Origin of the sequence: Actinoplanes sp. NPDC049802, from assembly GCF_040656595.1 — a bacterium.
Lineage (GTDB): Bacteria > Actinomycetota > Actinomycetes > Mycobacteriales > Micromonosporaceae > Actinoplanes.
Window position 1 is genome coordinate 226,786 of record NZ_JBFAMR010000002.1, and the last position, 19,681, is coordinate 246,466.

A 19,681-nucleotide genomic window follows, 5' to 3' on the forward strand; every position below is an offset into this window, starting at 1 on the left:
ACGGGCCACGTGGTCCGGCCCCACCCAACCCCGGCACCACCGGCGCCGCACGGGCCACGTGGTCCGGCCCCACCCAACCCCGGCACCACCGGCGCCGCACGGGCCACGTGGTCCGGCCCCACCCAACCCCGGCACCACCGGCGCTGAATGGTTTCGTTTGCGGTGGCCTAGCGGATCAGGGTGGCGCCCAGGCCGCGGGCGTGATCGGTCCACGGTGCCGGGCGCATCGTGGCCGGGTCCAGGCGAACGTTGACCCGGCGGCCCTCGGCGTAGACGGCCTCGCCGTCGAGCGAGGTCACCCGGAAGCCGTAGGTGGCGCTGGAGTTGCCGAGCCGGTCCAGCCAGAAGTGGACGGCGATGTCACCGACGCTGGTCACCGGGCGGTGGAAGGTGACCGCGTACTCCCGGACCGCGTTGAAGACGTCCGGCGTGGTGGGACGGCCGCCGGTGAAGGAGACGCCGCGCTCGGCCCACCACTTGGCGATGGCACGCTCGACGAGAACCGCATAGCGCGAGTTGTGCAGGATGCCCATGGCGTCGAGGTCGTCGTAGTGGACGGGGGTGTGCTCGACGGCCCCGTAGGTGGCGCCGGTCTCGGTCATGGTGCTCATGGTTGCTCCGCAAGGATCGTCGGGTCGGTGGCGACGGCGCGCAGATGCTCGATCAGCTGCCGGCGGGCCGTCGCGTACGTGGGTGCGGCGCCGAGCACCGGGGCCTGCATGACGGCGCAGATCCCGAGCGACTCGACGTGGTAGGCGAGCCCGCCCGGGTCCACGCCCGGCCGCAGCTCGCCGAGCGTGGACGCCTCGGCGGCCAGGCCGGTGAGGAAGGACATCCAGTCGGTGAGCTCGGTGGCGAGCCGGTCCCGGATCACGCCGGGGCGGGCGTTGAACTCGAAGTGGGCGTTGGTGAAGAAGCAGCCGCCGGGCAGCACCCGCGCCTCGTAGAAGGCGATCCGCCGGTCGTGCACGGACCACAGCCGCCGGACTCCGGGTGGCGCCTCCATCGCGGGCTGGACGACCCGGTCCCGCCATTGGGCGCGGGCCTGGTCGATGACGGCGAGTTGCAGCGCCTCCTTGGACCGCCAGTGGGCGAAGAGGCCGGACTTGCTGACGCCGAGCGCGTCGGCGACCTGGCTCAAGGACAGGCCGTCGAGCCCGGAGACGGTGGCCAGCAGGAGCGCCTGCTCGATCACCGCGCCACGGGTGCGCTCGCCGCGCGCGATCCGGCCGTCGTGGGTCATGCCACGAACCTACAAAACGACCGACCGTTCGTAAATATAATCCCGGTCACCCTCGCGCGTCCTTTGTGGAAGGCTCGGGGCATGGTGAGACTCGGCATCAGCCTGCCCCAGTTCCGGCAGTACAACCCCGGCGCGGACGTGGTCGCCGCGGCACGAGCGTTCGAGGAGATCGGCTTCGACAGCGTGTGGGCGCTCGAGCGGCTGCTCGTGCCCCAGGATCAGAGCGGCCCCCACGGGCTGTACGGCGTACCCGATCTGCCCTGGCCCGACCTGTATCGGGGGGTGACCGATCCGCTGGTCACGCTCTCCCTGGCGGCCGCGGTCACCGAGCGGATCAGCCTGGCCTCCGGTGTGCTGGTGGTGCCGTTCCACGCACCGCTGCAACTGGCTCGCGCGCTCGCGACCCTGGACGCGGCGAGCGGCGGCCGGGTCGTCGCCGGACTCGGCACGGGCTGGTCACCGGACGAGTTCGGCGCCGGCGCCCCGGTTCCGATCAGCGAGCGGGGCCGAGCGCTCGACGACTTCCTCGACATCGCGGCCGCGGTCTGGGGCCCGGATCCGGTCGGCTACACGACCGAGCGGTACTCGGTCACGGCCGCCGCCGTCGGCCCCAAGCCGGCCCGTCCCATCCCGGTGCTGCTCGGCGGCGCCGGCCGGAAGGCACTGGCCCGGGTCGCCCGGCGCGCCGACGGCTGGGTGGCCAGCGGCGCCACGCCGGACCAGGTGAGGACGCAGTTCGCCCGGGTGCGGGAGATGGCCGAGGAGGCGGGCCGCGACCCGTCGTCGATCAGCTGCACGGTGCAGATCGGCACCCTGGACCTCACCGAGTCGACGGCGTCGCCGCGCCCGCCCTACGCGGGCAGCGTGGCCCAGCTGGCCGAGGACGTCGCGGCGCTCGCCGAGGCGGGCGCCGACCACGTGTACGTGACGCTCCCGGCGGCGGTCGGCACCGTGAAGGAGCTGATCGACCGGGCCGCCGAGTTCCACGAGAAGGCCCGCGCCGCCGTCTGACCTCGCAGGGCCGGCGGGCGGCGTACCCCGGAAAAGAGAGAAGGCGCCGGGGACGGGCCGGCGCCTTTCCCGCGGGAGTGACCCGCGCCGAAGGTCAGTAGACCGTCGGCCATCCGGACGAGCTCCAGGAGAGCAGGTTGATGCCGAGTTTCGCGGCGCCGGACGAGTTGTAGTAGTGGTAGACGAGCACGTCGGCGTCCGAGTCGGCCATCACCGCCGGGTGGCCGGGGCCGTAGACGCTGCCGTGCGTCGCGAGGATCTCGGTGCCGCCGCCCGCCGTGGTGTACGCGCCGGCCCGGTCCCGGTACGGCCCGGTGATGCTGGTCGACCGCGCCACCATGGTCCGGTAGGTGCTGGACGCCCCCTGGCAGCAGAGGTCGAACGACATGAACAGGTAGTAGTAGCCGTTGCGGTAGTGGATGAACGGCGCCTCGACCGACTTGCTGTTGGTGAACCGCTCGGCGATGTGGTGCAGCGTGCCGTCGGCGCGCAGGCCGGTGCTGGAGCTGAGTCTCACCATCTTGATGCCGGTCCAGAACGAGCCGAACGTCAGGTACCACTCGCCGGACGTGGTGACGCTCAGGTTCGGGTCGATCGCGTTCCAGCCGCTGCTGGAGGTCGACTCGATGACCTTGCCGACGTGGGTCCAGCTGCCGGCCGCGCCGGTGGTGCTGGTGGCCAGGAAGATCGCCGACCGGCTGGAGCCGAACGTCGAGGCCGAGTAGTACAGCCAGTACCTGCCGTTGCGGTAGGACAGGTCCGGCGCCCACAGGTTGGCGCTGCCGCCGGTGTAGGTCGAGGCCCACGACGTGCCGTTCGGGAACGCCTTGCCGGCGTCGGCGAACGCGGTCCGGTCGGCCGACGTCTTCAGCGTGATGCCGTCGCCGGTGGTGGCGAGCAGATAGCCGCCGGTCGGCCGCTTGATCAGCGACGGGTCGTGGGCGCCGGTCGAGCCGGTCACCACGCCCGGGTTGGGATAGGCGGCGGCGCTGGCCGACTGGATGCCGTAGACGCCGGCGGCCACGGCGAGCATGCCGGTCACACCGGCGAGGAGCAGCTTGCGGATTCTCATGGGGATGTCACCTTCGGGTCGCTTCGGGGAAAGCGGTTCCGGGTCGCCGCGCGCCGGCGCTGGGGGTGGGCCCCGCCGCGCGGATGGATCAGTGGACGAACGGCCAGCCGGCCGCGTCGTAGCCGATCGGGTTGATGCCCAGGTGTGGCGAACCCGAGTCGGCGTAGTAGTGATAGACGAGGTACTCGCCATCGGTGTCGGCGAGAACCGCTGGGTGGCCGGGACCGTGGACACTGCCGTGCCCGGCCAGGATCTCGGTGCCGCCGCCGGCCGTCATGGGGGTGCCGTTCCGGTCGGCGAACGGGCCGTCGGGGGTGGTGGCGCGGCCCACCATGGTGCGGTAGGTGCTGGCCGCGCCCTTGCAGCAGGCGTCGAAGGACACCCACAGGTAGTAGTAGCCACCGTGTTCGACGAGGCAGGGGGCCTCGATCGCGGTGTCGCCCCGGGTGGCGAGGCGGGCCATGGTGTCGCCGCGGCGCAGGCCGGTGGCGGGGTCGAGCTCGATCTGCTTGATGCCGGTCCAGAACGACCCGAAGGTGAGCCGCCAGGTTCCGGCGCCGTCCACGTACAGGTTGGGGTCGATGGCGTTGAAGTCGTCGCCTTCGCCGCTCTCGACGACCAGGCCGCGGTTCTCCCAGCTGCCGGAGGCACCGGTCGCGCTGGTGGCCAGGAAGATCGCCGAGTGGTTGGAGCCGAACGTCGAGGCCGAGTAGTACAGCCAGTACTTCCCGTCCCGGTAGGACAGGTCCGGCGCCCACAGGTCGGCGCCGCCCTTGGTGTATTCGGTGGTCCACGGTGCGCCGCCGGGGAAGACGGCTCCCGCCTCGGTGAAGGTGGAACGATCGGTGGACGTGCGGAGCTGCAGGTTCTTCCCGGTGTGGGCGAGCAGGTAGCCGCCCTCCGGTTTCTTGACCAGGGTGGGGTCGTGCACGCCCGCGTCACCGAGCAGGAACGCCGGATCGGGCGCGGTGGCCGGAGCCGCCGTGGGGGTGGCGGGCCCGCCGGCCGGAACTCCACCGGCCTCGGCCGTGCCACAGCCGCTCGCCGTCGCGAGGATCAGCGCGGCGACGGCGGCCGTGAGGCGTGACATCGTGCTCCCGGAGTCAAGGTTTCACCGAAGTCGATTCGTTTGCCGATATGTTAACGATCACAAGCCTGGTGTCAAGCCCACCCCATGATCAGCGATCCAGCCCGATGGCACGCTCACAGAGCACGCAGCGGACGGATACGCGGTGGTCACTCCATCGGCAGAACCGCGGCGCGTACGGCGTCCGCGAACCGCCGATTCCGCACCATCTCCCCCAGCGGAACCCCGGCGGCCTGCTCCCGGTCGATGATCCGGTTCAAATCGGGAAGCAGCTTGAGAACAGCCTGCTCGGCGCGCCCCGGCTCCCAGAGCAGGTCCAGCATCCGGCGGCACTGCTCCACCGCGCGCCTCGGATGGCTCGCCAACGGCGCCACGCCCAGTGTCTTCCAGCGCAGGGCCGCCATCAGGTGATAGCGAACCGGTCTCAACCTCGGCAGAAGGCGACGGGTCCGGAGTAACCACTCGATCCGGTAGTGCATCGCCGCGGCGGTGTAGTACGCCTCCGGCAACTGATCCGGCTGGAACAGGTCATCGCGGCGCCGTGACGTCAGGTCACGATAGTGGCCCGCCGCGGACGGCTCTCCCAGGAAGAGCGCGGCGTACGCCCGGGTCAGCTGACTGCGGTTCACCACCCGGGTCTTCTCGACGTCCGGGCGGGCCGCGTACTGCTTCGATCGGCGTTCGTAGTAGAGCCGCCGCTCCGGGACCTGCGCGGCGAAGTAGTCCTCAAGCTTGAGGTGGAAGTCCTCTCGCGTCGACAGGTCCTCCTCGCTCACCGCGGTCTGACGATTGGTCGCCGCGATGATGCCCGCGATCACGTTCTCGTCCTCGCTGTGCACCACACGGAGACTGACCTGGACGTCATCGGTGAGGCGATCCCGCTCGGCGAACAGGACATGGCAGGTCTGGCAGCCGTTGACCACCTGGAAGTCCCGTACGTGCACCTCGTCGCCGACGACCCGCAGATTGCGGGTGACGATGGTGATGCCGTTGTTCAGCACGGCAAAACGACGGTGGCCGTCGTCGTCCCGCACAGTGTCGCGGATCTGCCCGTTGACCGCGTTGTAGCCCTGGAAGTCCCGCACGTTCTCGTGGAACAGCGCCTTGCGGATGTTCCCGGCCGGATCGGTCAGCACCTTCGTCACCAGCTCCCGGGCGGGCACCACGCCGAGAAGTGACTCCTTGACCCCCGGCATGCGGGACAGGGCGATCTTCTTCGGCATCTCGAAGACGACCGACACCGCCTGCGTCGCCCTGCGATAGAGGTCCCGCAGATCGTCACGAGTGACGCACCGGAACTCGACGGTGTCGAAGAGCCCGGTCGTCATCAGCCGTTTCTCCGCGGAGACCGCCTTGCGCCGGATCAGGTCCGCGACCTGCCCGCCGGTGGTGGCGTACGCGACATGCAGTTTCGGCCGGCCTCCCGCGAACTTGGCGATGTTGGCGTAGACCGCGTCCAGGCAAGCCCGCAGGTTCTCCACATCCGGCGACGCCGGGTACGGCAGCTTCTCCTTGGACACCACGACGTGGGCGAGATTGTCGGCGAGATCGGAGAGGACCTTGGCTTCGAACTTGGGGCTGGTCTTGGCCTGCACCAGGATGATGCGGACGTCCAACTGCCTGGCCTGCTCGGTCGCGGCTCGCACGTCAACCTCGTCGCGCAGCAGCACGCCGTTCACCAGCAGGCCGCAGATGTCGATGCCGAGATCGTTGCCGCCGCCCATCCGGAACGTGTCCGGCTGGAACGCCTCCTCGTAGAAGGAACTCAGGACGCAGTAGCCGGCGAATGCCTCGAATGCATCATCCTCGGCCAGCGACAGCAGATCATGGTCGGCCTGGAACTTCTTGACCAGGCTGTCGACGACGATGTCCAACCGGTGCTCCTCAATCGCGGGCTCGCAGCAGAACCTCTTCTGTGGTCAGCGCGCTCGGCGGGTGGTACGTCAGGCACATCGCGGTCGACACCTTGCGGAACGGCCGGCCCTCGGTGACCGCGTAGAACTGGCCGGTCCGCAGCCGGGAGATGTCCAGGACCGTGCTGCCCTTCGCCTGTGCCACCTCCTTCGCCGCGGCGATCTGGGTAGGGCTGTTCAGGAAACCGAAGAACTGGGTGGCCGCGTTGCCGACTATCCGGTTGTGAATGCCCTTCGGCGCCTGGGTCGCGAAGACCAGACCGAGGCCGTACTTGCGGGCCTGGCTGGCCAGCGCAAGGGTGCTTTCGGTGCACGCGGTGGCACCGGTCGACGGGGCGAAATTCTGGGCCTCGTCCATCACGAAGAGCCCTCCCAGCGGCCGGTCGCCGGCCGGGTGCCGCTTGATCCAGGAGAACAGCGCCATCTGGAGCTGGTTGACGAAGCTCTGCCGCTGCCCGTCGCCGGGCAGACCGATCAGGCTGATCACCGAGACCCGGGCGCGGCGGCCAGGCGCCGGGGTGAAGAGGGCACCCGGGTCGAGCGGCGTTCCCGCGCCACCGAACAGGGGATCGTTGACCATAGCGGCCTTCAGCGTCTCCGCCATGTCCGCGGCCAGCTCCCGGGCGCGGCCCAGGCTGGTCACTTCGTCAGGCAGGTCGGTGAGCATTTCCACGAAGTCGGTGAGCCGGCCCGCGCCGGTACGGCCGAAGTGTTCCAGGGCCTTGCGCAGCACTGCGCGGCCCCGGTCGGCCTTCGCCGTGTTCGCCGCCATCCGAGCCCGGGGTGCCAAGGTGGCGACCGCCGCGTCCAACGCGAGCGCGAACTCGTCCGGTTCGTCGAGCACCGCCCCGAAGTCGGGCAGCGGTTGCAGACTCAGCGGCCGCCCGGACTCCCGCCGCGGCGTCCAGATCACCACGTCGGTGCCGTCGAGATACGCTCGCGCCCGCTCGGCGTCGCCCTCCCGCCAGGTCGCCGGAGGCTCGGGCCAGGCGTCGCCGAGCCGGGCCAGGTCGTTGTTCGGGTCCAGGACGATCGCCGAGACCCCGTGGAGGGCACACTCCTCGACGAGCCGCCGGATCAGCACGGTTTTACCGGAGCCGGATCCCGCGAAGATCACCGAGTGCTTACGCAGCGACTCCAGCGTGAGGCGTACCGGGGCGCCGCTCTCGGCGACCGTTCCCACCTGGATGTCCGGCTCCCCGTTCGGTTCCGGCTCGACCGGTTCCGGACCTGACCGGGCGACACCCTCCCCTGACGGCGATCCGAAGATCGCGGTGAACAGGGCCGTGTTGCCGGCTGGGTGGTTCTCCCGCAAGAAGTCCGGCAGTGCCGGGTCGTTCTCGACGAGCAGCACGGCCAAAGCTGCGAAGGTGCGCAGGTCATCCGGGGAAACCTGCATGATCGTGCCGCCGAGTTCGAGAAACTCACGCTTCACCCGGGCGCTCACCGGACCCGTCGGCCAGGCGCCGTTGCGCAGCAGGACGGCACGGCGCTTGCTGATTCCCGGGTCGAGGGCAGCGAGGCTACGCAGCCGGGCGAGCCGTGCCTGCACCGCTCGCGGATGCGAATGTGAGAGGCCGCGGAAATACCAGTGCGCCTCGTCCTCGATCTCGGCGTCGAGCGTCTCGCACAGCCAGGCATGCGCAGACGGGTTGCCTTGCTCGACCGGCTGCACCGTGAAGCGGCCGCCGCCCTGCTCCACCGCCCAGGCCCGGAGCCCGGCCTCCAGCAGGCGTGGCATCTCCACGTCCTCCGTCTGCGGCACGAGCGCGGCATCGACGTCAGCCTCAGCCTTCGCTGCGGCGAGACGCTCACCGAGCCGGGTGAGGCCGGCTTCGTCCATCGGCTGCTGCTGCGGCGACGAATTCTCCCGGTGGTCGTCGAAGTCCGCCAGCGGGACCACCTCGCCCCGGGCCAGACAATAACGGACGTGCTCGTCGGCTCGCTGGATCAGCTGCCGCGGCGTGAATTCGACTGCCCGTTCGAAGGCTTCCGGAAGTAACGGCCACGTGTAGTTGGGCGGTTTGAACTCGGCCGCGTCGAAGAGCGGTGCGAACCGGGCCGCGATCAGACTTTCGGCCACCTCCCGCGAGGGTAGCCGGGCGAGCCTGGTCTCCTGACGGAACCGGCCCTCGAACGAATCGAGCGAGTCACGCTTGATGCGCTGCCAGGAGGTTGGCAGGCAAGCCACCACGGTCACCGTCCGGAACAGCTTCTCGCGCACGTCCATCAGCCCGTGGCCGAGGTCCGCGGCAAGCCCCGGCGTGGTGGCGGAGTTGCTCTGGGCGAAGATCACGTCGATCTGGTCGACCGCCAGCATGCTCGGTCCGGTGAGCGCGAGCAACCGGGAGATCTCCACGGCCACGTCCTGCTCCGGCCTACCGCTTCGGGGCAGGCTCCACTGGGTCAGCTCAGCCTGATCCAGGTCCGGGAGCGACAGCAGCCAGGATTCGCCCAGATCGGCGACGTTCATGTCGGCCGAGGCCAGGAGGACGAGAGCGCGGAGCGTGTGCCGGCACTCCCGGCCGGCTTCCGGGTCGGCGATCCGGACCGCGGTGACGAACGCATCGAGCGTGGCCGGCGTCAACGGACTCTGCCCACGGATCTGGCGGCGCAATGCGAGCGGCAGCTCCGCTCGCTCGCTGAGGCGCTCCAGGAGCATCACCAGCTGGGTGTGCCGGTAGTAACCGGAACGGCGCAACCCGCGCAGCAAGGTGTGCACGATGTTCGGCCAGAAGGTACGGCCGTCGGAGACACCCATCAGGAAGAAGTAGCCGTGACGGGCCTGTACCTTCTCGCGGGCCCAGCGAAGCAGATGCGTCTTTCCCGAGCCGTGCTGTCCCTCGACGATCAGACCGAGCGGGGAGCCGGTCCGCCGCGCCTCCGCCTCCTCGAAAGCGTGCAGGACCGCCGCGCCCGCCGTACCGTTCAACTCGTCGAGGTGGACGTCGAGAGCCGTCCAGACGTCTTCGGGTGTCGGCGCCCAATCCAGCCGGCGCAGCTCGGTCAGCGCACGCCGCTGATCCGCCTCGATCACGTCGGGCCGATCGTGATGAGATGCTTCGCCTCGCCCCCGATGAGGATCGCGGCGTCGAGAGCTTCCTGGGGCAGCTCGTTGCGGGCCGGATCGGGGTCGAGATGGATCTCCCGTCGCCCGTCCATCTCCTTGAGCACCCGGTCCTGTTCGGCGCGCTCCACATCGGGCAGGCGGTCACGGACGAGCACCAGCCGAATCAGATCGCCCGGTTTCGCCGCGAGGTCGGCGTAGGCGTCACGAATCCGTTCCTCGACGGTGCCCGCGGGCGGCGGACCGGGATCCGGCTCCGCGTACAGGTCTGCGATCTGCTGATCCCCGCGCTCCAGAAGGCTGTCCAGGTGACGCAGCGTCGCATAGTGCAGAAGCCACGCACCGGAGACCCTCTCCGGCGGCGGCGACCGGAATTCCTTCCTCGCCCGCGCCCAGCCCAGGTCGGTCAGCTCGTGAAAGATCGCACCCCGCGCGCCCTTCTCCCAGCTGATCAGCCTCCGGCCGGCCAGTTCCTCGCGGGCTGCCTTGGTGATCTCGACCCGATAGCGCTTCTTGAGATCGGGATTCGAGGTCCGCTCGGCGCGCACCATCAGAGCGACAAGGGCCTGCCGGGCGGGGGTACTGAGGTCAGCAGCCATGAATGCGATCTCCGGATCTGGGTCGGCGAACCACGCGAATGCGCCGTCCGAAGCATCATTACCGGAAGTGGGGACGGCGTTACCGCCCCCACCCATGTCCACTATCCGATAGCGACATCCGCCGATACGGCGATTGACTCAGCGGGTCAGGATCGGTTCCAGTACGTCGTACACGAAGGTGTTGGGGTGTTTGCCGGTGAACTTGTCGGCCAGCGGGCCGAAAGCGGTGACCGGCACGTCCTGGCCGGTGTGGCCGCTGGTGGTCCAGTCGATGACGAACCGGAGGTCCGAGTCCTTCACCGGGAACGGGCCGTCCTCGGCCGAGATGCCGGAGCCGGACTCGTCGTCGGCGTCGACGTCCTCGACGGCCAGGCCGCCGGTCTCGTGGTCGCCGGTCACCACGACGAGGGTGTCGCGGTGGTTGGCGGCGTAGGCGCGGGCGACCGCCACCGCCTTGTCCAGCTCGCCCATCGTCTGCAGGGTGCGCCGGCCGTTGTTGCGGTGCGCGAACTCGTCGACGCCCTCCTCCTCGACGAGCAGGAAGAAGCCGTCACGGTCGGTGGAGAGGTTGTCGAGGGCCTTCTTCGTCATCGTCGACAGGCTGACGACCGGGTCGTACACGTCGCCCTGGCCTTCCGGGCGCTGCTGGAACATCTCCTGGTTGGCGAAGAGGCCGAGCAGCCTGCCCCGGCCCGCGGCGGCCAACTGTGCGGGAGTGGAGACGTACTGGTAGCCCTCCGCGCGGGCCTTCTCGATCAGGTTGCCCTTCGTGCCGCGGCTGCCTTCGGTGGGATCCTCGGCGGGCTGGTCGGGGTACGCGCCGGGGGTGCCGGCGGGCAGCCACCAGTCCTCGCCGCCGCCCAGGATGACGTCCGGTTTCGACTTCTCCAGGTACTGCCGGGCGATGTCGTCCTGCGCGGCCCGGTCGACGGCGTTGGCGTAGAAGGCGGCCGGGCTGGCGTCGGTCACCTGGGCGGTGGTGACCAGGCCGGTGGCCTTGCCGGCGGCTTTGGCCTGCGCGCCGAGGATCGGCAGCGGGTTGCCGTCGACGTCGACGCTTATCGCGCCGTTGTAGGTGCGTTCACCGGTGGCCCAGGCGCTGGCCCCGGCCGCCGAGTCGGTGATCGCCGACTCGGGGTCGTCGGGGCTGGTGGTGAGCTGCCCGGAGACCGGCAGCCGGTCCATGACGAGCTGACCGTCGAGTCCGGCGTGGTAGAGGCGGGCGGCTTCCCGGTGGGCGGCGGCCATGCCGTCGCCGTTGATGAAGATGACGTTCCGCACGGCCGGGCGGGGCGGCGCCTCGGCGTCGACGTCGGTCAGCGGGTTGACCAGGATCAGCCCGACGGCGGCCACGGTCCCCGCGATGAGCGGCGCCGCGAGCAGTCGGGTGGTTCGGACCAGCATGTGCTCCTCCAGCTCCATCGATGTAAGGGCATCTATACGAGTAGACGCCTCCGGCGGGCTTTCGGCACGTCCCCTGTGTCAGGCTCCGAAGGTGTTCATCAAGGAGATCTTCCTGGAGAAGGCGCCGGGTGGGGGCTATCCGTTCGATCTGCCCGCGGTGCGGGCGTTGCGGGACCGGCGGGGGCTGCGGCTGCGGACGCCGGTCACCCTGCTGGCCGGCGACAACGGTACGGGCAAGTCGACCCTGATCGAGGCGGTGGCCGTGGCGGCCGGCTTCAACCCGGAGGGCGGCAGCACGTCGTTCAACTTCGCGACGCGGTCGTCGGAGTCGAGCCTCGGTGAGCATCTGACACTGTCCCGGGTGCCGGGACGCCGTCCGCGTAACGGGTATTTCCTGCGGGCCGAGTCGTTCTACAACGTGGCGACCGAGATCGAGCGGCTCGGCGTGACCGGCGGGTACGGCGGGGTGTCCCCGCACCAGCGGTCGCACGGCGAGTCGTTCCTGGATCTGGCGGTGCACCGGTTCGGGCCGTCCGGGCTCTACCTGCTGGACGAGCCGGAGGCGGCCCTGTCGGTGCAGGGCTGCCTCGCGCTGCTGGTGCGGATCGCCGAACTGGTGGCGCTGGGCAGCCAGTTCATCGTGGCGACGCATTCGCCGGTTCTGCTGGCCTGCCGGGACGCGACGATCTTCGAGATCGCGGCGGACGGCGGGATCAGCGAGATCGACTACGACCAGGCGGACGCGGTCGTGCTGACCCGCGCCTTCCTGGCGAACCCGGACCGGTTCCTGGAGCGGATGCTCAGCGATTGACGCGCCGCTCGGGCAGGGCGTCGGCGAGCAGCTGCACCAGGTGGACGCCGGAGACCCCGGCCAGGTCGTCGGCCTGGGTGCGGCAGGAGAAGCCGTCGGCCAGGAAGACGTCGCCCTCCGCGGCCTGCTCCAATGCGGGCAGCAGTTGTTGTTCGGCGACCTGCACGGACACCTCGTAGTGGCCGCGTTCGACACCGAAGTTGCCGGCCAGCCCGCAGCAGCCGCCGAGCCGTTTCACCTCCGCGCCGGCGTTCTTGAGCAGTTTGGCGTCGGCGTTCCAGCCCATCACGGCGTGGTGGTGGCAGTGCGGCTGGGCGATCACGCGTACCCCTTGCAGGGAGGGTGGCTCCCAGCCGGGAGTGGCGGCGAGCAGCTCGGCCACCGTCCTGGTGGCCGCGGCGACCGCCTTGGCGGCGTCGTTGTCGACGAGTTCGACGGCGTCCTGGCGCAGCACGCCGGTGCAGGAGGGTTCCAGACCGACGATCGGGATGCCCTCCTTGACCGCTTCGTACAGTTCGGCGACGGTGTTGCCGAGGATGCGGCGGGCCGCGTCGAGCTGGCCGGTGGAGATCCAGGTGAGGCCGCAGCAGGCGTTGCGGCTGGCGACCCGCGGGGCGTAACCGGCGTCGACGAGCAGGGCGACGGCGGCGCGGGCGATCTCCGGCGAGAAGTGGTCGGTGAAACTGTCGACGAACAGCACGACCGGTTTGCCGGTTTCCACCGGCACATAACTGCTTCGGAACGTCTTGTCGGCGAAAGCCGGGATCGACCGCCGCGCGTCGACGCCCGCCAGATACAGCGCGAGCCCTCTGATCCCCGGCAGGCGGGTCATCAGGTTGGCCAGCCGGGGCATCCTCGACGCGAGCCGCGACCAGCGCGGCAGCCAGCCGAGCGAGTAGTGCGACCGCGGCCGCACCCGCCCCTTGTAGCTCTGGTGCAGAACCTCCGACTTGTAGGCCGCCATGTCGATCCCGGTCGGGCAGTCCGACCCGCATCCCTTGCACGACAGACAAAGATCAAGGGCATCGTGTACGGCCTCCGAGCGCCAGTCCGGCGCCAGGTCCCCGTCGAGCATCTCCTGGAGCACGCGTGCCCGGCCCCGGGTGGAGTCCTTCTCGTTCTTGGTGGCCAGGTAGGACGGGCACATGACGCCACCGAGCACGGTGGTGTCGGCACGGCACTTGCCGACGCCGGTGCACCGGTGGACCGCCTGGTTGAAGTCGCCGCCGTCGGCGTGGTAGGCCAGCGCCAGCTCGGCGCGCACCGGCCGGGCCTGGGAGACGCGGATGTTGGCGTCCACCGGGTCCGGGTCGACCAGGTTGCCCGGGTTGAGCAGGTTGTTCGGGTCGAAGGTGTGCTTGATCCGGCGGAACAGGTTCATCGCGTCGGGCGAGTACATCCGGGCCAGCAGCTCGCTGCGGGCGCGGCCGTCGCCGTGCTCGCCGGAGAGCGATCCGCCGTAGCTGACGACCAGGTCGGCGGCGTCCTCCAGGAAGGCGCGGAACAGGGCCGGGCCGTCCGGCTTGTCCAGCGGGAAGTCGAGCCGGACGTGCACACAGCCGTCGCCGAGATGCCCGTACGGCATGACGCTGAGCCCGTGCCGCGCCGTGAGGGCGTCGAAGTCACGCAGGTAGGCGCCGATCCGGGCGGGCGGGACGGCGGCGTCCTCCCAGCCGGCGTGGGCGGGCAGCCCGCTGGGCGCCCGGCCGGCCAGCCCGGCGCCGTCCTCACGGATCTTCCACAGCGGGGCCGCCTCGGCGGTGTCCTCCACGATCCGGGAGTCGACGGCCTCGGCGGCGACGACCAGCCGGCGGGTGCGGTCGCGGACGTCATCGAGGTCGTCGCCGGCGATCTCCACCATCAGCCAGGCGGCGCCGCCCGGCAGCGGCGGGACCGCGTCCGGGCCGCGACGGCTGCGAACGACGTCGCAGATCCGGTGGTCGAGGCCCTCACAGGCGGTGGGCTCGAACTCCAGGATCTTCGGGATGATGTCGCCGGCGGTGCCGAAGTCGGGGTAGCCGAGCACGACGAGGGTGCGGTGGACCGGGTCGGCGACGAGTTTCACGGTCGCCTCGGTGATCACGGCGAGGGTGCCCTCGCTGCCGACCAGGAACTCGGTCAGGTTGAAGCCGCTCTCCGGCAGCAGGTGCTCCACCGCGTACCCGGACACCTGGCGGCCGAAGCGGGCGAACTCGGTCCGGGCGACCGCCAGGTCCGCGCCGATCACCTCCTGGAGGTTCTTGCGCAGCTCGTCGGCGCCGCTGGTCTCCGCACCGGTGATCAGCTCTTCGCCGTCGATCGTGTACGCCCGCAGCCCGGCCACGTTGTCCGAGGTGCGGCCGTAGCCGAGAGTCCGTGACCCGCACGAGTTGTTGCCGATCATGCCGCCGATGGTGCAGCGGGTGTGCGTCGACGGGTCCGGCCCGAAACGCAGCCCGTGCGGCTTGACGGCCGCCTGGAGGGTCGCCTGGACGGTGCCGGCCTGCACCCGCGCGGTCCGTGCGCCGGGGTCGACGTCGAGCACCCGGTTCATGTGGCGGCTGAAGTCGAGGACGACGCCGGGGCCGATCGCGTTGCCGGCGACGGAGGTGCCCGCGCCCCGGGCGGTGATCGGCACGCCCAGGGTGCGGCACACCTCGAGGGTGGCCAGGACATCGTCGTCGGCTCGCGGCCGGACGATCGCCTGCGGGACGATCCGGTACAGCGAGGCGTCCGACGCGTACGCCGACCGGTGGGCCGCGTCGGTGAGGACGTCGGTCACGCCCGCCCGGCGCAGGTTCTCGACCAGCGATGCGGCAAGTGCTGCTTGTGTCACGAGATGTCCAGGCAATCTTGTTGTGGCCACGGTTAACGCGGCTCGCACATTACCGACATGCTAGTCGTCACGATCGGGCGCTCTCGCAGGCCGGGACGCGGATCACGGCGCCTGCTCGAACAGGCGTCACCCGGTTGATCGGTTGTTGAATCCCGCCTCACCGGCCTGGTCGCCCGAGCCGCCGCCTGACCACCCGCCCGTGGGCGACCGGCACCCCGTCGGTCGCCCACAACCAGGCCGAACGCCAAGGACCGCCGCTGCAAACCGAACGCCGTGGGTGCTGCAAACCGAACATCCAACCCTCTGCAAACCGAAAGCCCACAGGCCGCGAATTCGAAAGTCGGGGCCGGCCAGGTGGTGGGAGTCGAGGTCAAAGCGGCCGGCGCGCTGGGCGGCCCCGTCCCGGCGGGTCCGTAACTGATCAGGCGGGATCCGGCGGCTCGGCCCGGAAAGGGAAGGGCCAGGCATCCACGGGGGAAGATGCCCGGCCCTTCGCTGAAATCGAACCACATCCATCACCCGTTCCGCTACCCGGGAGTGGGCCGAATGGTCATCGGGGTGGCCGGAGAGGCTACCGGCGCCGACATCCGGATATCGGTCAGAACAGCATCAGGCCGGGTACGCGCGACCGCGTCCACCAGCTCGCCGGCCGATCCGACGGCGGCCGTCACGGTCACCTCCCCCGAATCCTCCAGCAGTCGCCGCGTGCCCTCCCGCACCAGATAGTCGTCCTCGGCGATGACCACCCGCAGCAGCTCAGCCATCGGCCGCCACCGCCCCGCGCCGCAAGCCACGACGGCCCGGCGCCGTCTTCATCCGCCGCCGGTCAGCCATCGGCCGGCGCCGGGATCGGGATCTCGGCCCGCAGCGTGGTGCCCCGGCCCGGCTCGCTGTCGACGCGGAGGGTGCCGTCCACGGTGGCGATCCGGTCGGCGAGCCCGGCCAGTCCGTGACGGCCGGCCCTTGCCGTGTCGAATCCGGTGCCGTCGTCGCGTACCTCCGCCGGCATCTGGCGATCCCTGCCCGCCCTGCGCCGCACCAGCACCCCGGCGGCATGACCCGCCACCACTGACGCGACCCGGCACGGCCCGGCACGACCCGGCACAGCCCGGCCCGGCACGGCACGGGCCCGGCACGGCACGGCACGGGCACGGCCCGGCACAGCCCGGCACAGCCCGGCCCGGCCCGGGCACGGCACGGCACGGGCCCGGGCACGGCACGGCCCGGCCTGCTCGGTCACCAAGCCGCGCGGCCGGCCGTTGAGGAAGAGTGCGCTCGTAGGTCCTTCGCGCCGATCTTCCTCAGATGGCGAACGCAGCCCGGGACCCGTCGCTGAGCAGACCGGCCCCTGTTGGTGCAGACCGCGTCGCGGGGCAGGTGGATGGGACGGGGACTCGGATGTCGGATGGCGCCGTGTTGGCCGATGCCGCGGAGGGCCGGCATCCGGGGCAACGTGTGCTTCAAGAACGTGACACCCGTGGTGGGTGTGATGACCCCCGTTGCGGGTGTCATGTTTCCGGGCCATATATAGCGTTGATCCGTGTCCTGTCTCCTCGGACGGTGGGTGGGCTCGATTCCGGGTGAGCAGTGAACCTGTGATCTTCGCAGTGGTCGCGTGTCTCGGCCGGCAGGTGCCGCAAGGTGGCGTTCATGGACGGTGTCAGGCGCTACCAGCGGCCACCGGGGGAGTCATCGCGGCAGGCCCGGTCCATCTCGTCGATCTCCCGCAGGGGCGAGCGCACCGTTCGAGCGCGACGCGGGCCCGCTGGTCCAGACCTGGGAGGGTTCGGCCCAGGAGGCCTACCGAGTCCCTGGTTCGCCCCCGGCGGCGAGCTGATCCGTGACTGGGCGGATCCGGCCTGGTCGTTCGCGGTGAATCCGGACACGCCGGAAACCTGAATCGAGGTCCGGTCTCGGCTACCGGACACCCCGCGTGGTGAGACCTGGCAGCCAGGGGCCGGATCGGATCCGATCACCATACCGGCGGGCGCGGCACGGGCGGGAGTGGCGGGGAGCGCGCGCCGGACGGACGGGACGGTTCACACCGGGCGGGACGAGGTCACGCGTACCAGATGAAAGCGGACCTCGCCCCTGGAGGCGGTCAGGCGAACAGGGCGGCGCCGTAGTGGCTGACGATGATCAGGGCCAGGATCAGCAGCCACACGGTGACGGCGATGGCGTCGAGGTCGGCGGCGATCGCGTCGCGGGCGTGCTGCCGCCAGGACCGGGGCATCGGCAGATAGTCGTCGCGGATGTTCACGTGTGTCAGTGTCACCCACACGAGGGTGGTCGAGACGGTGACGAGCAGGCACCACGGGCACAGCGCGCCGATGTCGGTGAGGGCCTGGTAGAACAGCCAGTACGCGAAGATCAGGCCCAGTGTGTAGACGGCCTGCGCCGCGATCATGAACCATCGCGGGAAGCGCACCCCGCCGAGGGCGGCGACCGCGATGGTGATCACCACCGGCTCGGCGATCAGCCCGAGGAACGCGTTGGGGAAGCCGAAGAGCTGCGCCTGCCACGACACGCCGACCGTTCCGCAGCTGACCACCGAGTTGATGTTGCAGGAGAGTTCGGCCGTCGGGTTGCGGGCGAGCTCCACCGCGTCGATGGAGAGGACCAGCGACGCGGTGAGGCTGACGAGCGCCGACACCAGCATGGTGCCGTAGATCCACCCGTTGGTGTGCCGAACGCTTCGTACCCGGGTGAGGAGCGCCGTCACGGCGCCGAGCCCGCGGCCGCGGTGACGGCCTGCCGCAGCGGTCCGGCCGTGTACAGGTCGACGGTGGTGACCGTGCCGTTGATCTTCACGGTGGGCGTGCCCTTGATGCCGTCGTTCTTGAAGGCGTTGTCGTTGGACTTCGCGATCCACGGCACGTAGGTGCGGTCCGCGAACTGGTCGATCACGTTCTGCGGCACCCCGACGCCGGCCGCGATCTCGGCGATCCGGGCGTCGTCCAGGCCTTCGGTGCCCTCTTCGGGCTGGTTCTCGAACAGGGCCGTGTTGAAGGCGAGCACGTGCGCCGCGTCCTTGTCGGCGACGGTGACGACCGCGTTCGCGGCCCGGGTCGAGTACTGGGCGCCGCGGGACTGGTCGTCGAGGAAGGCGAGCGGGTGCATCTCCAGGGCGGCGGTGCCGTCGCTGACCAGCGCCTGGATGTCGCCGTGGTTGGCCTGCTCGAACCTTCCGCAGTACGGGCACATGTAGTCGAAGTACACCGAGAGGGTGACCTTCGCGTCGGCCTCACCGATCCGGATGCCGCCGTTCGCGGTCGCCGCCGCCGGTGCGACCAGTGGGCCGTCAGCGCCGGACTTGTTACCGTCCATGGCGGTTACCACCGAGATGGTGATGGCCGCGATCAGTGCGACGATGATCGCCCCGCCGACGCCCATGATCGTCCGGTGACCGCGCTGTCCGGCGCGCGCGGAGGCGACGGCCTTCTGCGCGGCCGTTTGCCGGTTGCGGGTTTTCGTGCCCATGATCTGGTGGCCCCCTCATGCGATTTGTACGTCTTCAAGTTCGCGCAGTTCGGGGCTCGGCGTTACCTCTCAGGGCCATGTCGGGACCGTCGGCGGCACTCTTCGGGACCAAGGTCCCCCGCCCCGTACGCTGGCCGGATGGAACCGCTCGATGCGATCGGCTGGGCCGGATCGGCCCTGCTCGTCTGGTCTTTGCTGCAGAGTCGTCTGCTGCGCCTGCGGGCGCTCAACCTGCTCGGCTGTCTGGTGCTCATCGGCTTCAACGCCGCCCTCGGTGTCTGGCCGATGGTGGGGCTGAACGTCGTGCTGTCGGTGATCAACATCTGGTATCTGTGGCGGATGCTGGCGACCCGGCACGACGAGAAGGCGTACCAGGTGGTGGAGGTGCGCACCGACGACGAGTTGCTGACGCACGTGCTGCGTACGCACGGGGACGACATCGCCCGGTTCAATCCCGGCTTCAGAGTGGAAGAGGCGGCGCACAGCGATGCGGCCGCGTTCCTGATCCTGAACGCGGACGAGGTGGCCGGCGTGGTGGTGTTCCGCCCGGCCGGCGAAGGCGTGGCGCAGGTGGAGCTGGACTACGTGACCGAACGGTACCGGGATCTGACGCCGGGCGAGTTCGTGTTCCGGCGCAGCCGCTATTTCATCGACCGTGGCTGCCGCACGGTGATCACCCCACCGGGGATGCGGTCGCCCTACTACGCGCGTCTCGGTTTCCAGCCGCGGGGCGACTCGTTCGTCCTGGAACTGGCGGCCTGACGCCACCGTGCGCTCGTCGCGGAGCCGCTGACCGCTTCCGGTCAGCGGCGGGCGAGCCGCCGCGCTCCGGTGGCCTCGACCTGGTAGGGCAGGCCGTAGTGGGCGAAGAGGGCGGGCTCGTCGGTGGCCTGCAGTTCACCGTCGAGGCCGATGCCGGGGGCGTTGCCGACCAGTTTCTTGTCGTAGCCGACGCGTACCGCCTTGGGGGTGACGGTGGCGCCGGCCAGGGGGACGAAGACGAGCCGGTGCCGTCCGATCATGCCGATGCGGACCGTGGCGAAGGCCGGTTCGTCGGTGACCGTGTCGACGTAGACGGCCTCGAGGTCGCCGATCTTGTCGCCTTGCGGGTCGATGACGTTCTCTCCGCGCCAGTCGCGCAGGTTCTCCGCTGGGAACATGCGGTCGTCTTGCCCGCTC

17 protein-coding genes are annotated in these 19,681 nt (G+C 70.2%); 3 read left to right on the forward strand and 14 right to left on the reverse strand.

The window, feature by feature from the left end; all coding sequences use genetic code 11:
- Positions 1–167 precede the first annotated feature (167 nt).
- Positions 168–611, reverse strand: coding sequence for a hotdog domain-containing protein (locus AB0I88_RS02445; protein ID WP_361017452.1), 444 nt, complete (start codon positions 609–611; stop codon positions 168–170).
- Positions 608–1,243, reverse strand: a complete 636-nt coding sequence (locus AB0I88_RS02450) for a TetR/AcrR family transcriptional regulator (protein WP_361017454.1) — start codon at positions 1,241–1,243, stop codon at positions 608–610. The genes AB0I88_RS02445 and AB0I88_RS02450 overlap by 4 nt, the downstream gene beginning before the upstream one ends.
- 81 nt (positions 1,244–1,324) lie before the next feature.
- Here AB0I88_RS02450 and AB0I88_RS02455 point away from each other — a divergent pair, with 81 nt between their 5' ends.
- The gene (locus tag AB0I88_RS02455; RefSeq protein WP_361017456.1) at positions 1,325–2,254 is read left to right on the forward strand and encodes a TIGR03619 family F420-dependent LLM class oxidoreductase; all 930 of its coding nucleotides are present in this window, start codon (positions 1,325–1,327) and stop codon (positions 2,252–2,254) included.
- A gap of 94 nt (positions 2,255–2,348) precedes the next feature.
- On the opposite strand, the gene AB0I88_RS02460 is transcribed toward AB0I88_RS02455, so the two are convergent.
- From AB0I88_RS02460 to AB0I88_RS02485, 6 genes are all read right to left on the reverse strand, one after another.
- Positions 2,349–3,326 (reverse strand): arabinan endo-1,5-alpha-L-arabinosidase, encoded by a 978-nt coding sequence (locus tag AB0I88_RS02460; RefSeq protein ID WP_361017458.1) that lies wholly within the window; start codon positions 3,324–3,326, stop codon positions 2,349–2,351.
- A gap of 88 nt (positions 3,327–3,414) precedes the next feature.
- Positions 3,415–4,416 carry an arabinan endo-1,5-alpha-L-arabinosidase gene (locus tag AB0I88_RS02465; RefSeq protein WP_361017460.1) on the reverse strand — a complete coding sequence of 334 codons (1,002 nt, stop codon included), beginning with the start codon at positions 4,414–4,416 and terminating at the stop codon, positions 3,415–3,417.
- Between the two features lie 146 nt (positions 4,417–4,562).
- Positions 4,563–6,287 carry an AIPR family protein gene (locus tag AB0I88_RS02470; RefSeq protein ID WP_361017462.1) on the reverse strand — a complete coding sequence of 575 codons (1,725 nt, stop codon included), beginning with the start codon at positions 6,285–6,287 and terminating at the stop codon, positions 4,563–4,565.
- A 10-nt stretch (positions 6,288–6,297) separates the two neighbouring features.
- Positions 6,298–9,363, reverse strand: a complete 3,066-nt coding sequence (locus AB0I88_RS02475; RefSeq protein WP_361017464.1) for a DUF87 domain-containing protein — start codon at positions 9,361–9,363, stop codon at positions 6,298–6,300.
- Positions 9,360–10,088 (reverse strand): hypothetical protein, encoded by a 729-nt coding sequence (locus tag AB0I88_RS02480; protein WP_361017466.1) that lies wholly within the window; start codon positions 10,086–10,088, stop codon positions 9,360–9,362. Before AB0I88_RS02480 ends, AB0I88_RS02475 begins: the two co-directional genes overlap by 4 nt.
- Before the next feature lie 42 nt (positions 10,089–10,130).
- The gene (locus tag AB0I88_RS02485) at positions 10,131–11,414 is read right to left on the reverse strand and encodes an alkaline phosphatase (protein ID WP_361017468.1); all 1,284 of its coding nucleotides are present in this window, start codon (positions 11,412–11,414) and stop codon (positions 10,131–10,133) included.
- Between the two features lie 73 nt (positions 11,415–11,487).
- Here AB0I88_RS02485 and AB0I88_RS02490 point away from each other — a divergent pair, with 73 nt between their 5' ends.
- Positions 11,488–12,207, forward strand: coding sequence for an AAA family ATPase (locus tag AB0I88_RS02490; RefSeq protein ID WP_361017470.1), 720 nt, complete (start codon positions 11,488–11,490; stop codon positions 12,205–12,207).
- Here the strand turns inward: AB0I88_RS02490 and AB0I88_RS02495 are convergent.
- The 5 genes from AB0I88_RS02495 to AB0I88_RS02515 all read right to left on the reverse strand — a co-directional run bounded on the left by AB0I88_RS02495 (position 12,197) and on the right by AB0I88_RS02515 (position 18,502).
- Entirely contained in the window at positions 12,197–15,022 is a 2,826-nt protein-coding gene (locus AB0I88_RS02495) for an FAD-linked oxidase C-terminal domain-containing protein (RefSeq protein ID WP_361017472.1), read from the reverse strand. The genes AB0I88_RS02490 and AB0I88_RS02495 overlap by 11 nt on opposite strands.
- A gap of 527 nt (positions 15,023–15,549) precedes the next feature.
- Positions 15,550–15,786, reverse strand: coding sequence for a response regulator (locus AB0I88_RS02500; RefSeq protein ID WP_361017474.1), 237 nt, complete (start codon positions 15,784–15,786; stop codon positions 15,550–15,552).
- Between the two features lie 62 nt (positions 15,787–15,848).
- Positions 15,849–16,031 (reverse strand): hypothetical protein, encoded by a 183-nt coding sequence (locus tag AB0I88_RS02505; protein ID WP_361017476.1) that lies wholly within the window; start codon positions 16,029–16,031, stop codon positions 15,849–15,851.
- A 1,092-nt stretch (positions 16,032–17,123) separates the two neighbouring features.
- Positions 17,124–17,744, reverse strand: coding sequence for a vitamin K epoxide reductase family protein (locus AB0I88_RS02510; RefSeq protein WP_361017478.1), 621 nt, complete (start codon positions 17,742–17,744; stop codon positions 17,124–17,126).
- A complete protein-coding gene (locus AB0I88_RS02515) occupies positions 17,741–18,502 on the reverse strand; it encodes a thioredoxin domain-containing protein (protein ID WP_361017480.1) in 762 nt (253 codons plus the stop codon). The genes AB0I88_RS02510 and AB0I88_RS02515 overlap by 4 nt, the downstream gene beginning before the upstream one ends.
- Positions 18,503–18,640: 138 nt before the next feature.
- Here AB0I88_RS02515 and AB0I88_RS02520 point away from each other — a divergent pair, with 138 nt between their 5' ends.
- Positions 18,641–19,264 carry a hypothetical protein gene (locus AB0I88_RS02520; RefSeq protein WP_361017482.1) on the forward strand — a complete coding sequence of 208 codons (624 nt, stop codon included), beginning with the start codon at positions 18,641–18,643 and terminating at the stop codon, positions 19,262–19,264.
- A gap of 41 nt (positions 19,265–19,305) precedes the next feature.
- Here the strand turns inward: AB0I88_RS02520 and AB0I88_RS02525 are convergent, their stop codons facing one another.
- Positions 19,306–19,662, reverse strand: a complete 357-nt coding sequence (locus tag AB0I88_RS02525; protein WP_361017485.1) for a PRC-barrel domain-containing protein — start codon at positions 19,660–19,662, stop codon at positions 19,306–19,308.
- Positions 19,663–19,681: the final 19 nt, after the last annotated feature.

What these genes read in the sequence shown, in the direction of transcription:
- AB0I88_RS02445 (WP_361017452.1), bottom strand. Translation starts at nt 611, where the DNA reads ATGAGCACCATGACCGAGACCGGCGCCACCTACGGGGCCGTCGAGCAC.
- AB0I88_RS02450 (WP_361017454.1), bottom strand. Translation starts at nt 1,243, where the DNA reads ATGACCCACGACGGCCGGATCGCGCGCGGCGAGCGCACCCGTGGCGCG.
- AB0I88_RS02455 (WP_361017456.1), top strand. Translation starts at nt 1,325, where the DNA reads ATGGTGAGACTCGGCATCAGCCTGCCCCAGTTCCGGCAGTACAACCCC.
- AB0I88_RS02460 (WP_361017458.1), bottom strand. Translation starts at nt 3,326, where the DNA reads ATGAGAATCCGCAAGCTGCTCCTCGCCGGTGTGACCGGCATGCTCGCC.
- AB0I88_RS02465 (WP_361017460.1), bottom strand. Translation starts at nt 4,416, where the DNA reads ATGTCACGCCTCACGGCCGCCGTCGCCGCGCTGATCCTCGCGACGGCG.
- AB0I88_RS02480 (WP_361017466.1), bottom strand. Translation starts at nt 10,088, where the DNA reads ATGGGTGGGGGCGGTAACGCCGTCCCCACTTCCGGTAATGATGCTTCG.
- AB0I88_RS02485 (WP_361017468.1), bottom strand. Translation starts at nt 11,414, where the DNA reads ATGGAGCTGGAGGAGCACATGCTGGTCCGAACCACCCGACTGCTCGCG.
- AB0I88_RS02500 (WP_361017474.1), bottom strand. Translation starts at nt 15,786, where the DNA reads ATGGCTGAGCTGCTGCGGGTGGTCATCGCCGAGGACGACTATCTGGTG.
- AB0I88_RS02505 (WP_361017476.1), bottom strand. Translation starts at nt 16,031, where the DNA reads ATGCCGGCGGAGGTACGCGACGACGGCACCGGATTCGACACGGCAAGG.
- AB0I88_RS02515 (WP_361017480.1), bottom strand. Translation starts at nt 18,502, where the DNA reads ATGGGCACGAAAACCCGCAACCGGCAAACGGCCGCGCAGAAGGCCGTC.
- AB0I88_RS02520 (WP_361017482.1), top strand. Translation starts at nt 18,641, where the DNA reads ATGGAACCGCTCGATGCGATCGGCTGGGCCGGATCGGCCCTGCTCGTC.
- AB0I88_RS02525 (WP_361017485.1), bottom strand. Translation starts at nt 19,662, where the DNA reads ATGTTCCCAGCGGAGAACCTGCGCGACTGGCGCGGAGAGAACGTCATC.